Annotated in this window: 13 protein-coding genes; 9 read left to right on the top strand and 4 right to left on the bottom strand. The window is 63.0% G+C overall.

The window, feature by feature from the left end; all coding sequences use genetic code 11:
• The first annotated feature begins 345 nt into the window (after positions 1-345).
• Complete coding sequence (locus QWJ46_RS02340) at positions 346-807, top strand: tRNA (cytidine(34)-2'-O)-methyltransferase (protein WP_184454132.1); 462 nt, start codon at positions 346-348, stop codon at positions 805-807.
• A gap of 198 nt (positions 808-1005) precedes the next feature.
• On the top strand, positions 1006-2652 hold the full coding sequence (locus tag QWJ46_RS02335) for a Na/Pi cotransporter family protein (protein ID WP_302748836.1): 1647 nt from the start codon (positions 1006-1008) through the stop codon (positions 2650-2652).
• Positions 2653-2655: 3 nt separating this feature from the next.
• On the opposite strand, the gene QWJ46_RS02330 is transcribed toward QWJ46_RS02335, so the two are convergent.
• Positions 2656-2916 carry a hypothetical protein gene (locus QWJ46_RS02330; RefSeq protein ID WP_064804101.1) on the bottom strand — a complete coding sequence of 87 codons (261 nt, stop codon included), beginning with the start codon at positions 2914-2916 and terminating at the stop codon, positions 2656-2658.
• Positions 2917-3083: 167 nt separating this feature from the next.
• On the opposite strand from QWJ46_RS02330, the gene hemF reads away from it, so the two are divergent.
• The 3 genes from hemF to QWJ46_RS02315 all read left to right on the top strand — a co-directional run bounded on the left by hemF (position 3084) and on the right by QWJ46_RS02315 (position 4660).
• A complete protein-coding gene (gene hemF / locus QWJ46_RS02325) occupies positions 3084-3995 on the top strand; it encodes an oxygen-dependent coproporphyrinogen oxidase (RefSeq protein WP_184454127.1) in 912 nt (303 codons plus the stop codon).
• Between the two features lie 102 nt (positions 3996-4097).
• Positions 4098-4361, top strand: coding sequence for a hypothetical protein (locus QWJ46_RS02320; protein WP_184454125.1), 264 nt, complete (start codon positions 4098-4100; stop codon positions 4359-4361).
• 113 nt (positions 4362-4474) lie between these two features.
• Complete coding sequence (locus QWJ46_RS02315) at positions 4475-4660, top strand: DUF1059 domain-containing protein (protein WP_064806262.1); 186 nt, start codon at positions 4475-4477, stop codon at positions 4658-4660.
• Between the two features lie 72 nt (positions 4661-4732).
• Here QWJ46_RS02315 and QWJ46_RS02310 read toward each other — a convergent pair whose 3' ends face one another.
• From QWJ46_RS02310 to QWJ46_RS02300, 3 genes are read right to left on the bottom strand one after another with little or no spacing between them, the layout of a single operon-like run.
• A complete protein-coding gene (locus tag QWJ46_RS02310; RefSeq protein ID WP_184454123.1) occupies positions 4733-5986 on the bottom strand; it encodes a CCA tRNA nucleotidyltransferase in 1254 nt (417 codons plus the stop codon).
• Entirely contained in the window at positions 5983-6633 is a 651-nt protein-coding gene (locus tag QWJ46_RS02305) for a CoA pyrophosphatase (protein WP_302748835.1), read from the bottom strand. The genes QWJ46_RS02310 and QWJ46_RS02305 overlap by 4 nt, the downstream gene beginning before the upstream one ends.
• Complete coding sequence (locus QWJ46_RS02300) at positions 6630-7253, bottom strand: DUF1285 domain-containing protein (protein WP_184454119.1); 624 nt, start codon at positions 7251-7253, stop codon at positions 6630-6632. The genes QWJ46_RS02305 and QWJ46_RS02300 overlap by 4 nt, the downstream gene beginning before the upstream one ends.
• 158 nt (positions 7254-7411) lie before the next feature.
• Here QWJ46_RS02300 and QWJ46_RS02295 point away from each other — a divergent pair, with 158 nt between their 5' ends.
• Genes QWJ46_RS02295 through QWJ46_RS02280 form a run of 4 tightly spaced genes read left to right on the top strand, consistent with a single transcriptional unit; the run spans position 7412 to position 14240 of the window.
• Entirely contained in the window at positions 7412-8422 is a 1011-nt protein-coding gene (locus tag QWJ46_RS02295; protein ID WP_184454117.1) for a MoxR family ATPase, read from the top strand.
• A 13-nt stretch (positions 8423-8435) separates the two neighbouring features.
• A complete protein-coding gene (locus QWJ46_RS02290; RefSeq protein ID WP_302748834.1) occupies positions 8436-9356 on the top strand; it encodes a DUF58 domain-containing protein in 921 nt (306 codons plus the stop codon).
• On the top strand, positions 9353-12166 hold the full coding sequence (locus QWJ46_RS02285) for a DUF4159 domain-containing protein (protein ID WP_302748833.1): 2814 nt from the start codon (positions 9353-9355) through the stop codon (positions 12164-12166). The genes QWJ46_RS02290 and QWJ46_RS02285 overlap by 4 nt, the downstream gene beginning before the upstream one ends.
• Before the next feature lies 1 nt (position 12167).
• On the top strand, positions 12168-14240 hold the full coding sequence (locus QWJ46_RS02280; protein WP_302748832.1) for a hypothetical protein: 2073 nt from the start codon (positions 12168-12170) through the stop codon (positions 14238-14240).
• The last annotated feature ends 1 nt before the right edge of the window (position 14241 follow it).

Here is a 14241-nt window from a genome sequence, read left to right as displayed (position 1 = left end):
GCGCCATCTCGGCGCCATGCAAGCACATATGGGAACCGGACATTCAAGGGGCGAGGCTGAATCAGCCGCGCAATGGATCAAAAGGGAAGTTTTAGAAAGAAGCCCGCTCTAGCGGCGCCATGTCGCCTTGATCGGCATCACGGCGGGAAAGCGCATAATGAGCAAAATATTCATGAGGCCCTCCCTTGCTGGCGTTCGAAGACGTGCATGCATAACGCGAAAACTGCGAAATTTCCAGCCCTGAACTGGCGCGATTAGAACGTTTCTTGGCCAAACTGCGCCCTGTTGCGCCAAAATCACAGTTGTATTAGGCCTCCTGCGTCGAAACGAAGGGGCGGCGCCTGAATGACGAACCTCAGACTGGCACTCTACCAGCCGGACATCCCCGGCAATACCGGCACGATCCTGCGCCTTGCCGCCTGCCTCGGCTTCGCCGTCGATCTGATCGAGCCCGCCGGCTTCGACGTCTCCGACCGTAACCTGAAACGATCGGGCATGGATTATATCGCCGCCGCCGCTCTGACCCGCCATGTCAGCTGGGATCGCTTCGAGGCGTGGCGCGCCACGACCGGCCGTCGCCTGATCCTCGCCTCGACCAAGGCTGCCGATCGCTATACCAACTTCGCCTTCCGGCCGGACGATGTGCTGCTTTTCGGACGCGAAAGCGCCGGCGTGCCGGATCACGTGCACGAAAGAGCCGACGCCCGTATCCTCATCCCGATGGTCGAGGGCCAGCGCTCGATCAATGTCGCAATTTCGGCAGCCATGATCGTCGGCGAGGCGATGCGGCAGACCGGCTGGACTTGATCATCGCCGGCTTGGGAAAGATTGCCTGATATATTGCTGAAGTGTCGGAAATCGACATTGTCAATCCTTCAAAGCCGGGTATATTTATTAGCCGGGCAATCAAAAACATCGAGGGATTTGCACTATTTCAATAGCTTGGGAAGATGAGTCCTCAGGTCAATACCCCTCCAAACCGACGAAAGCAGAATAGATAAAAGAATGGATTCCATGATCATCATGATCAACCTGTTCGGAGCCGTGGCGCTGCTGCTATTCGGTCTCGCGCAGGTGAAGGACGGCGTATCCAGGGCCTTCGGCGCCCGGCTGAGAACCGGTCTGGCGACCGGTACGCGCGGCGGCCTTCGATCGTTCCTGTCCGGGCTGGTGGCGACCATCGCGCTGCAGAGCTCCACGGCAACGGCGCTGATGACCGCCTCTTTCGTCGAACGTGATCTGATAAGACCGCGCATGGCGCAGATCATCCTCCTCGGCGCCAATGTCGGCACCGCCATTACCGCCTGGATCGTCGCGACTGGAATCGAATGGCTCTCCCCACTCCTGATCCTCTCCGGCATCGTGCTTTACCGCGGCCGCTCCAGCACCCGCCAGGGCGCCGGCGCAGCGCTGATCGGCATCGGCCTGATGCTGTTGTCGCTGAATCTCCTGAGCCTTGCGACGGAGCCGATGCGCGCCTCACCCGCTCTCGCCGCTTTCATCAGCCTGCTGGATGGCGCTTTGCCCGTGGCGCTCCTCTTCTCGGCAGCGCTCGCCTTCGTCTCATCGTCCAGCCTGGCGGTTGTGGTGCTCATCCTGTCGCTCGCCTCGGCCGGCTTGATCTCAGCCGAACTCGTGATCGTGCTCGTGCTCGGCGCCAATCTCGGCGGCGCAATACCCCCTGTCGTCGCGACGATGTCCGGGCCGGTTTCGGCGCGACGCGTCACGTTCGGCAACCTTGCTGTCCGTACGCTCGGCTGCATCATCGCCTTACCGCTCGCCGGCTACGGCGCGGAATTCATCCAGATGCTGCCCTTCGGACCGTCAAAGCTGCCCGTCGACGCGCATCTGCTCTTCAACGTTCTGCTCGCCGCCCTCGCCTGGCCCTTCTCCCGACCGCTCGCCACGCTGATGACCCGTCTGGTTCCGGATCAGGCCGAGCCGGACACCGCGCCCAAATATCTGGACGCCCATGAGCTTTCGACGCCCGTCATTGCTCTAACCAGCGCTACCCGCGAAGTGCTCGGCATCGGCGATCTCATCGAGCGCATGCTGATCCGGGTCTCCGAGGCCTTCGAAGGCAATGACTCTTCCAAGCTTTCCGAGATCGCGACCCTCGAAGAGCGCGTCGACAAGCTGCAGCAGGCGGTGAAGGTTTATCTCTCGAAGCTCGGCCGCGAGGGGCTCAGCGACGAAAACGCCCGCCGCTCGATCGTCGTCATCGATTATGCCATCAATCTCGAACATATGGGCGATATCATCGAGAAAGGCTTGCTGGAGCAGGTATCGAAGAAGATCTCGCTCGGGCTGAGGTTTTCCGACGACGGTCATCAGGAATTGCGTAAGCTGTTCGACCTGACGATCGACAATCTCCGTGTCGCCCAGACGATCTTCGTCACTCGCGATTTCAATCTTGCGCGTCAGATGATGGAGACGAAGGTGGAGGTCCGGCGCATGGAGAAACAGTCGGCCGAACACCATCTGGAGCGCCTGCGTGACGGACGCGCCGACAGTCTGCAGACAAGCTCGCTGCATCTCGATATGCTGCGTGACCTGAAGAGGATCAACGCACACATCGTCTCGGTGGCGCATCCGATCCTGGATGAAAGCGGCCTTCTGATCGAAAGCCGCGTGCGCGCCGTCGCGGAGTGACGGTCAGTCGGCCGAAGGCAGGCGGCGCATGGTGAATTCGATTTGGTCACCGTCGAGCTGACGCCAGCTTTCCACCTCGGTCCAATAGGCGGCTTTCGGATATTCGTCGAACCATTCGCGCGCCTTGGCGCGGGCGTCGAGGAGGCCGAGGCAATATGTCTCACGCACGAAATGGTCTTTCTTACGGGCAGGATTTTCCGCCCGGTGTCTCGCCATTCTGCGTTTCAGACCGTCGAAGGACGGAGGTCCTGGAATTTTTGCCATCAACCCTACCTCTGTCGAAAAGATAGTATCGAAACCCTTGTTTTGCGAGTCGAATCTCGATGCCTTGGCCGCAGCTTGGCGAGGGGCGGCGTCGCCTGCTAGATGTGGCGGGTAACAAGGAATGAGCGAGTCGCATCCTCAACGGATGCCGGCCGCGGAGGCGTGACATGGAAAGACCGGAACTGCCAATCGGCTTGCCTGAGAATATCGAAGAGAAGAAGACGGCCGCCCGCAACTGGTTCGAAGGGCTGCGCGATACGATCTGCGCCTCCTTCGAAGCTCTCGAAGACGAGTTGCAAGGCCCCCTCTCCGATCATGAGCCAGGCCGCTTCGTCGCCAAGGAGTGGTCGCGTGAAGAAGGCGCCGGCGGCGGTGGCCGCATGTCGATGATGGAAGGCCGCGTCTTTGAAAAGGTCGGTGTCCATACATCAACGGTCCATGGCGAATTCTCTCCGGAGTTCCGGGCGCAGATACCGGGCGCCAAGGACGACCCGCGCTTCTGGGCCTCGGGCATCTCGCTGATCGCCCATCCCGTCAACCCCAACGTTCCGGCTGTCCATATGAACACGCGCATGGTGGTCACGACAAGCCGCTGGTTCGGGGGTGGCGCCGATCTGACGCCGGTGCTGTCGCGCCGCCGCACCCAGGAGGACGAGGACAGCCAGCTCTTCCACAAGGCCATGGAGATCGCCTGCCGCAATCACGCCGTCGCCGATTACGGCGCCTACAAGGCCTGGTGCGACGACTACTTCTTCCTGAAGCACCGCAACGAGCCCCGCGGCATCGGCGGCATCTTCTATGACTGGCTGCATTCGAGCGAGGAAGCCGGCGGCTGGGACGCCGATTTCGCCTTCACGCGCGATGTCGGCAGGGCTTTCGCCATGGTCTATCCGAAGATCGTTCGCTCCAACTTCAACAAGCCATGGACGGAAGCCGATCGTGACGAACAGTTGATCCGCCGAGGCCGTTACGTCGAATTCAATCTGCTGTATGATCGCGGCACGATCTTCGGCCTGAAGACCGGCGGCAACGTGGAATCCATTCTCTCGTCGTTGCCGCCTGTCGTGCGCTGGCCGTGAGACTGTAAAATCTCATCGATAATTCGAGCTGAGGGACCTTCATAAAAATTCAGTGAGTCCTAACTTTATATGTACGTGCGTAACAATCGGAGGAGGATTGTCATGACGACAAAAAGCGGCTCGCCTGCGTCCACGGATGCCCAGGAAACATTCCGTGCCATCGACACACCCGAGTTCCTGATCCGCATTGCCGAGAAACTGCGGGCCAAGAGTGGCTCCGATCTGCCGCTGTGCTGCTTCATCGAGCAGGTCAAGCTGCAGCTGGCCGGCGGAAAGTCGCCGGAGGATCTGCAGAATGACGCAGCCAACAGCAACACGCCCGGCCATCTCTCGGAAACCTATAAAGCTTGGGCAATGCCCGACTGAACCGCCTTGTCCGGTCGCCACCTCCTGCCGACCGGAACCTTCTCTTCGCACGTACATTTCATCAATCGCGTGAAAGCGCGATGGCCGTTGCGTCCCAGACAGAGGAGAAAACCATGCGACTTTTCGAATGCGGCACGCTCGTTCCCGGCTGTGCCTGGCACACCCGGGCGGATAATGACGCAGAGGTGGTTCGCCGCGCAGTCGAGCACCTGAAGACTGCTCACGGTGAAACGATCATACGCGAAAACATGGTTGATAACATCAAGGCACGCATCCGCGACGAAGCCACCGCCGCCTGACGGCCGGTCACCGAGTGCTGGCAACAACGATCGAAGCCGCGCCCGCATCCATCCGATGCGACGCGATGTCGACTATTGCGCGCGTTCCTGCAGCCGGGCGAGCAGCGCCGTCCGATCCGAGATGAAATTTTCCTCCACCCACTGATTTTCCAGCACCGCAAGCAGTTCGCCGACGCGAGGGCCGGATGCGACGCCCGCCGCAAGCACGTCGCCGCCATTCAGAGGAAACTGCGGCTTCTTCCAGTTCGCGGCCTGATCCATGAGCTTGCCGAGCCGCGCCGAACGCGCCATTTCGCCAAGATCGCCCTCAGCCTTGCCGCGTGCAACGGCAAGGGCAAGCTTCAGTCGGGTCACGATGCCGTCGAGGCCGTTACGGTAAAGCAGCCGTTCGAAAGCAGCCGGCGAGATTTCATCGTTGATCGGCGCCGCCATCGCCCAGGCCTTGAGAGTGGCCGCTTCCGCATTGGAGAGTTTCAGCCGGGCCGCAAGCGCCTCCAACCGCGCCGCATCGGGCGGCACGATGGCCATAAGGCGCAGCAGCGGATCAGGCGTCCAGCCGAGCGCCTTCTCGGTGGCGACAAGCGAAGGGATGGCATCGATCCCCCAACGTTCCGATTCCGGCAGAATTTCCGTCAACACCGCCACCTGCCGCATCCAGAGAAGTGCCCGGCCGGGATCGGCAGCACCGAGCAGTTTTCTGAGCTCCGACCAGACGCGTTCGGCCGACAGCGTCTTGAGTTTCGACCGCGCCGCCGCACAGGCCTTCAAGCCCTCCGCATCGGGCCGCCCGGAGCCGTAATAGGCAAAAAAACGGAAGAAGCGCAGAATGCGCAGATGGTCCTCGGCAATACGCCTTGCCGCATCGCCGATGAAGCGGATGTTGCGCGTTTCGATATCGGCAAGTCCGCCGACGAGATCAACCACTTCGCCCTCGGCATCGGCATAGAGCGCGTTGATTGTCAGATCTCGCCGTTCGGCATCGGCCTTCCAGTCGGTGCTGAAAGCGACCTTGGCGTGGCGCCCATCGGTTTCCACGTCGGTACGCAGCGTCGTCACCTCGAAAGGCTTGCCATCGATGACGAGCGTCACCGTGCCGTGCTGCAGTCCTGTCGGCACCGCCTTGATGCCGGCCGCCACCGCCCGCTCCATGACGATCTCAGGCCTCAGCGTGGTGGCGATGTCGATATCACTGACCGGCAGGCCCATCAGGCTGTTGCGCACCGCGCCGCCGACCACTCGCCCTTCCCCCGCATCGGCATTGGTAAGCGCAAGGACCCGGCCGAGAGCCGGGTCGCGGAACCATGCTTGGTCGGCAATGCCGGTCATGCATAAAGCCTTTCGTAGAGCGTGCGGACGATGCCGGCGGTGATGCCCCAGATCATCCTAGTTTCATAGGGCATGCGGTAGAAATGCCGGTCGATGCCGTCGATGACGCGCCTGTCGCGGCGGTGATTGGCCGGATTCATCAGGAAGGAAAGCGGCACCTCGAACACGTCGTCCACCTCGGCCGGATTGAGCCTCAACGCGAAACCCCGCTCGACGACGCCGAGTACGGGAGTAATGCGGAAACCGGTCGAGGCGAGATAGTTCGGCAGCCTGCCGACCGTCTCGACGAAGGAACCGGCCAGGCCGATCTCCTCCTCCGTCTCGCGGATCGCCGCCATTTCGGGCGAGATATCGGCCGGATCGATCGAGCCGCCGGGAAAGGCGATCTGGCCGGAATGTTTTCGCAGCGTCGTCGTGCGCTTGGTGAAAATCACACGCGCTTCCTGGCCATCGTCGACGACAGGCACGAGCACCGCGGCGTCGCGCAGCTTGAAGGTCGCCACCTCCTCCACGATATCAGGATTGAGGACATGGTCGCCGTGATCGCGCCAGGCATGATCCACCGGCCCGCCGTTCTGGTTGAGCGCGCGGCGGCGGAATTCGGCTGCTGAGAACAGCGGATAACGTTGGGTGATCGCATCGTTCATCGGCTAAGCGCATCCAGTTCATCGGCCGGCATGACGGGGAAGACCCCTCCGGCGGAGCGAACGGCAAACATCGCCTGCCCCTCCACCTCGAGCGTCTCGCCGAGCGCGACCAGTTCATACATCACCGCGCGTGACACCAGCGCCTCCAGCCGCCCGCGCACATGCAGATAGGGTTTCAATTCGGCATTGCCGCCCGCAATTGCAAAGCGCAGCCGATGCTCTCCTCCCGCCTCGACGACATCACCGACATTGGTGCGGAATGTGAGCACCTGGCGGCCCTCGCGCACAGTCACGCTCATCTCCACAGCGATGAACGGCGCGTCGATGACCCTGATCCCGACCTTTTCCACAGGAGTTACGAGATAAGTCTTTTCGTCCTCGTCTTTGCGCAGGACCGTCGAAAACAGCCGCACCAGCGCCGGTCGGCCGATCGGCGTACCCATGTAGAACCAGGTGCCGTCGGCCCTGATCTCCATGTCGATATCACCGCAGAAAGGCGGATTCCACCGCTCGACCGGTGGTAGCCCGCGTTTTTTACCGCTGTTTTCGGCAGACGCGCGCGAGATGAGCGCGGCAAGCCCCGCCGCATCCGCCTGTCCGCTGATTTCTTCGGCTGCCATTCTTCCGTCCCGGTTTGTCCTTAACGAAGTGAAGTCACGAGATAGTCATTCGTAACGAACTTGTCAGCCCGTCGCATCTCCATAACTCTATCGAGTATGAGGCAGATGTATAAGTCCGCCGATTCGCTGCCGAATGATTTCAGCCGTTGGAGATGCCCGTGGGTATGATGAAGACCGAAGCCAGCCTCGATGAAAAGGCGATCGTCGCCGCCGCCGAAAGGGCGCTCTCCGATATCGCCGCCATCCGCGGGGAAGTCTCGAAAGTGATCTTCGGTCAGGAAAGCGTCGTCGAGAACACCATTCTTGCTGTGCTGTCAGGCGGTCATGCCCTGCTCGTCGGCGTCCCCGGCCTTGCCAAGACCAGGCTGGTGACGACGCTCGGCGAGGTGCTGGGCCTTGCTGCCAACCGCATCCAGTTCACACCCGACCTGATGCCTTCGGATATTCTCGGCTCCGAGGTGATGGATCAGGACGACAGCGGCCGCCGTTCCTTCCGTTTCATCAAAGGCCCGGTCTTCGCCCAGCTCCTGATGGCCGACGAAATCAACCGCGCCTCTCCGCGCACACAGTCGGCACTTCTGCAGGCGATGCAGGAATATCACATCACCATCGCCGGCCAGCGCTATGACCTGCCGGCTCCCTTCCACGTGCTCGCCACCCAGAATCCGCTGGAGCAGGAAGGCACCTATCCCCTGCCCGAGGCCCAGCTCGATCGCTTCCTGCTGCAGGTCGACGTCAACTATCCCGAGCTCGCCGCCGAGCGACAGATCCTGCTCGAGACCACAGGCCTTGGCGAAACCCGGCCGGAAGCCATCATCGATGCGCAGCGGCTGATCGAAATCCAGACGCTGGTGCGTCAGATGCCGGTGAGCGAGACGGTCGTCGACGCCATCCTTTCGCTGGTGCGATCCGCCCGCCCCGGCCAGGGGAATGCCTCGACCGACAAGAACGTCGCCTGGGGTCCGGGCCCGCGCGCCGGCCAGGCGATGATGCTCTGCGCGCGCGCCCGCGCACTCTACGAGGGCCGCCTCGCCCCGTCCCTCGATGATATCTTCGCGCTTGCCGAACCGATTCTTCAGCACCGCATGGCGCTGACTTTCGCCGCCCGCGCCGAAGGCATGTCGGTGCGCGACGTCATCGCCGGACTGGTCAGGCAGGCAAAGGGATAAGGAAGCCGGACGCGTGGCATCTATCGGACAGACCGTCAACCCGACGTCAGGCAGCGATGCCCTTTCCCGCGCCAGGCAGCGGGCCTCGCTGATGCCGGACTGCCTGGTGGAGGCCAAGCGCATCGCCAATACGGTGATTGCCGGCTGGCACGGCCGCCGCAAGCGCGGCATCGGCGAGAATTTCTGGCAGTTCCGACCCTATGCCGAGGGCGAGAGCCTGTCGCGCATCGATTGGCGCCGCTCAGCCCGCGACGACCACACCTATGTGCGTGAGCGCGAATGGGAGGCGGCGCACACGATCTGGCTCTGGAGCGACATGTCGCCCTCGATGATGTACAAGTCGAGCTACGGTAGCGTCTCCAAGGAAAGCCGGGCGCTGGTCGTGATGCTGGCGCTTGCGGAAATCCTCGCCCGCTCCGGCGAGCGCATCGGCTGCCCCGGCATCATGGAACCCGTCTCTACCCGCAACGCCGCCGAACGCCTGGCATCGGCGCTCATGCACGCGCCGCTGACCGGCGGACTGCCGGAAACGGGAATGATCCGCGGCTGGAGCGACCTCGTGCTCATCGGCGATTTCCTCGACGACGCTCCTGTTATCATGGAGCGGCTCGGCCCGCTTGCCCGCCGCGGCCTGCACGGCCATGTGGTCGAGATAGCAGATCCCGCCGAAGAGATCTTTCCCTATAGCGGCCGCACCGAATTCATCGATCCGGAGACCGGCGCCAAGCTCATCTCCGGCCGCGCCGAACACATCCGCGATACCTATCGTAACGCCTACCTCGCCCGCAGGGAGAGCCTCGGCCAGTCGCTGCGCCATCTCGGCTGGACCTTTACGACCCACCGCACCGATCATCTTGCCTCGGAGGCGTTGGTTGCGGTCCACATGTACCTGTCCGGCATGCCGGCCAAGGCAACGCATGGGGGGCTGCTATGAACGCCCTTCCCTTCGCTTTCGCCTATCCCGCCATTCTCGGCGCCCTGATCGCCTTGCCGGTCATCTGGTGGCTGTTGCGGCTGACACCGCCCCGTCCGAAAACGGAGGTCTTTCCACCGCTGAAGATCCTTGCGTCGGTGCTGAAACGCGAGGAAACGCCGGCGCAAAGCCCCTGGTGGCTGACGCTTCTGCGCATGCTGCTCGCCGCCATCATCATCCTTGCGATTGCCGATCCGGTCTTCAATCCGCGCACCAATTCTCTGGCATCGGGCGGCCCGCTCGTCCTCTTCGTCGACAACGGCTGGGCGGCATCGCCCGATTGGGAGCGGCGCGTCCAGACCGCCGACGCGCTGGTGGACGATGCCGAATCCGCCGGCACGCCGGTAGCGATCGCCTTCACCGCCGATCCCACAAACGATGCCGTGCCCGGCACGGCAGCGAGTGCCCGCGACAAGCTGCGGGCTGCCGAGCCGCGGCCGCTGGTCCCCGATCGCGAGCGCGCCTTCCAGGCGCTGCGCGCGGCGCTCAACGGCGTCAAGCCCGGCACCCTCGCTTTCCTGACCGACGGCGCCGCCGCCAAAACCGATGATCCGACGGTGCGCAGGCTCGCCGAGCTCCAGCCCGCTGATCTGCGCCTGATCGAGGGCGATGCCACGAAGACGGTTGCCGTCACCGCGGCCAGCAATGCGGCCGACGCCATGACCGTCAAGGTCACGCGGCTCGACAGTTCGCGCCCCGCCTCCGTGGCGCTGAACGCCGTCGATGCCCAGGGCCGCTCGATCGCCAACGGCAGGGTGGATTTCCGTCCCGGCCAGAGCGTCGCCACGAGTTCGATCACCGCTCCCTTCGAGATGCGCAACGATTTCGCCCGCATCAGCGTCGACAATGGCGCGACGGCAGGCGCGGTCCACCTCCTCGATGATGCATTCAAGCGCCGCCGGGTCGTCCTGCTGTCCGGTACCGGAGCCGATGAATTCCAGCCGCTGCTGTCGCCGCTCTACTATATCCAGCGGGCGCTGCAGCCCTATGCCGATCTTATCCAACCCACCGATTCCGATCTGGCCGTTGCCATACCGAAGCTTCTCGCCAGCAACCCCTCCATCATCATCATGGCTGATATCGGCCGCCTGCCGGAGGAGACTTACGAACCGCTGACACGCTGGATATCGAATGGTGGCATGCTCCTGCGTTTCGCCGGCCCGCGCATGGCGGCGGCACCTGCCGACGATCCGCTCATTCCCGTAATCCTGCGCCAGGGAGAACGGGCGCTGGGCGGCACCTTGTCCTGGAGCGAACCGCAGTCGCTGGCCGAATTTCCGAGCATCGGCCCCTTCGCGGGCATACCGCGTCCCGCCGATGTAGTCGTCAAACGGCAGGTGCTCGCCGAGCCGACACCCGACCTTGCCGAACGCACCTGGGCGAGCCTCGCCGACGGCACGCCGCTGGTGACGATGAAGCAGCTGGCATCCGGCCAGATCGTCCTCTTCCACGTGACCGCGGAAGCGACCTGGTCCGATCTGCCGATCTCGGGCACTTTCGTCGATATGCTGCGTCACCTCCTGCAGATATCGCGCTCAGGCGGTGTGACGTCCGAGGCGCGCAGCAGCGCGCGTGTCTCCGAGACCCTTCCGCCCTACCGCATGCTGACGGCCAAGGGCGTGCTCGTCTCCGAGACTGGCTCGGCGCGACCTCTGATCCCCAGGGCCGGAGCCGAACCGACGGCGGATTTCGACAATCCGCCCGGCCTCTACGGTTCGGAAGATGGTTTCACCTCATTGAACGTGCTGCCCGAGAACGCCGAACTGAAGCCGCTCGATACCGCTGGAACCAATGCCGTGCGCGAAGGCTTGATCGGCGGCGAAAGCTGGTCGGCAAAGCCGGCTCTTTTCCTGGTCGCCTTTCTGCTGCTGCTCGCCGACAGCCTGGTCGTCCTCTTCATGAACGGCGCTTTCTCGCGATTGCGCCCGGCCGCTCGCACCATGGGCGTGATCGCAGTCATAGTCGGCGCAGGCTTCCTGCTGCAGCCCGGCGCACTTCAAGCCAACGACTCCCGGCCCGATGACGACCTCATTCTGCAGAGGCTTGACAACACGCATCTCGCCTATGTCGTCACCGGCGAGCAGGAAGTCGACAATATATCCGAGCGCGGCCTTGAGGGTTTGACCCAGTTCCTTACCTTCCGCACGACGCTGGAGCCGGCGCCGCCCGTCGGCCTTGACCTCACCAGGGACGAACTCACCTTCTATCCGATCATCTATTGGCCGGTTTCGGCAACGGCGCCCATGCCGTCATCGGCCGCGATCAGCCGCATCGACGCCTACATGCGCAACGGCGGCACCGTGCTCTTCGATACGCGCGACCAGATAAGCGCTTTGGACAATGGCGGCAATGTCAGCTCCAACGGTCAGAGGCTGCAGGAAATCCTCGCCAATCTCGATATCCCGCCGCTCGAACCGGTACCCTCAGATCACGTGCTGACGAAATCCTTTTATCTCCTGTCGAGCTTTCCCGGCCGCTATGCCGGCAGCCCGCTTTGGATCGAGGCCCGGCAAGGTGGCCGCGAAACGACCGAAAAATCGGCGGCGACGGCCGATGGGGTTTCGCCGATCCTGATCACCGGCAATGATTTCGCCGGCGCCTGGGCAGTCGACGAAAACGGCACGCCGATGCTGCCGACTGTGCCCTCGGATGAAGGACAGCGTGAATATGCCTACCGGGCCGGCGTCAACATCATGATGTACATGCTGACCGGCAACTACAAGACCGACCAGGTTCACGTTCCCGACCTCCTCGAACGGTTAGGGCAATGAGATGACCTTCGATTTTTCACCCTTCCTGCCCTGGCCGATTCTGGCCGCACTGGCCGTCGTCAGTGCTCTCATAGCCGCCTTTGCGATCTGGCGCGGCATTCGCGGTGCCTGGATCAGGACACTGGCCGCCCTCGCCCTGCTGACCGCCCTTGCCAATCCGGTACTGCTGCAGGAGGATCGAGATCAGCTATCGACGATTGTCCCCGTCATCGTCGACCGTAGCCAGAGCCAGCAGACGCCCGAGCGCACGAAGATGACCGATGACGCGCTTGCGGCATTGAAAGGGCAGCTTGCCCGCTTCCCCCAGATAGAACCCCGCTTCGTCGATGTCGAAGGCGACGTCAACTCCGACGTTCCGTCCACCCGCCTGTTCGATGCGCTGGCAGCCAACATCGCCGATCTCCCGGCCGCCCGCATCGGCGGCGCCATCATGCTGACCGACGGCGAAGTCCATGATGTCCCGGCCGCTAATCAGGCGCTCGGCTTCGATGCGCCGATCCATGGTCTCGTCACCGGCAAGCCCAAGGAATTCGACCGTCGGATCGAAGTCATCAAGGGACCGCGCTTCGGCATCGTCAACGAGGAGCAGCAGGTCGTCCTGCGCGTCTTCGACGATGGTCCAAGCCCCGGCGGCACGGCCGACGTCACGGTGAAGCTGAACGGCGACGAGATCGCTAGCTTGCAGGCAACGCCCGGTCAGGATACGCCCTTCTCCTTCAAGGTGCCGGCTGGCGGCAGCAACGTGCTCGAATTCTCCGTCGCCGCGCTTCCCGGCGAAGTCACCACCGCCAACAACCGCGCCGTCCACGTCATTGACGGCATTCGCCAGAATCTGCGCGTCCTGCTCGTCTCCGGCGAGCCGCATGCCGGCGAGCGCGCTTGGCGCAACCTCCTGAAATCCGACGCCTCGGTCGATCTCGTTCACTTCACCATTCTGCGTCCGCCGGAAAAGCAGGACGGCACGCCGATCAACGAGCTGTCGCTGATCGCCTTCCCGACGCGTGAGCTCTTCATCGATAAGATCAAGGATTTCGACCTGATCATCTTCGACCGCTATCAGGACCGCGCCAACGTGCTGCCGATGCTTTACTATGACAACATCGCCCAGTACGTGGAGAACGGCGGCGCGCTGCTGATCGCCGCTGGTCCGGAACATGCGAGCCCAGAGTCGATCGCGATGACGCCGCTCGCCTCCGTGCTGCCGGCAGAGCCGACGGGCCGGATGATCGAAAAGGCCTTCTATCCTCGCCTCTCGGAGGAAGGGCGCAAGCATCCGGTCACGCGCGGCTTGGACGGCTCCGGCGAGGACCCGCCGCATTGGGGCCGCTGGTTCCGCAGCGTCGATGTCGAACGACCGCAGGGCGAAACGATCATGGTTGGCGCCGACAACCATCCGCTGCTGGTGCTGAACCGCGCCGGCCAGGGCCGCGTCGCCATGCTGCTCTCCGATCAGGGCTGGCTTTGGGCGCGCGGCTTCGAAGGCGGCGGTCCAAATGTCTCGCTGTATCGCCGCATCGCTCATTGGCTGATGAAGGAACCAGCGCTCGAGGAAGAAGCGTTGACGGCGCGCGCCTCCGGCCGAACGCTTGAAGTCACGCGCCAGACGATCGGCGACAATCCTGGTAACGCCACCGTGCGTTATCCCTCCGGCAAGACCGAAACCCTGCCGCTCACCCAGACAGAACCCGGGCTCTACAAGGCCGAGAAACGCATGAACGAGGTCGGCCTCTTCGAAATCCGTAACGGCAAGTTATCGACGCTTGTGCATATCGGCGCCGTCGATGCGCCGGAATTCAAGGCGATGATCTCGACGACCGACGTGCTGAAGCCTGTCGTCGACAGGAGCAAAGGTCTCGTGACCCGTGTCGCCAGCGAAAAGGGCGCGATCAGCGTTCCGCCGATCCTGCCGGTGCGCGGTCAGGTCCGCGTCTCCGATAACGAGCGTATGATGATTCGCATGACCAACGAAACGGTCCTGAAGGGAATCAACACGCTGCCGCTCTTTGCCGGCTTCGCCGGCGTCGGCATCCTCCTGCTCGCTTTCGGCGCCATGTGGTGGCGCGAAGGGCGATAGT

Source organism: Rhizobium sp. CBN3 (assembly GCF_030518245.1).
Lineage (GTDB): Bacteria > Pseudomonadota > Alphaproteobacteria > Rhizobiales > Rhizobiaceae > Rhizobium > Rhizobium aethiopicum_A.
This window is presented reverse-complemented; position numbering and strand designations above follow the sequence as displayed.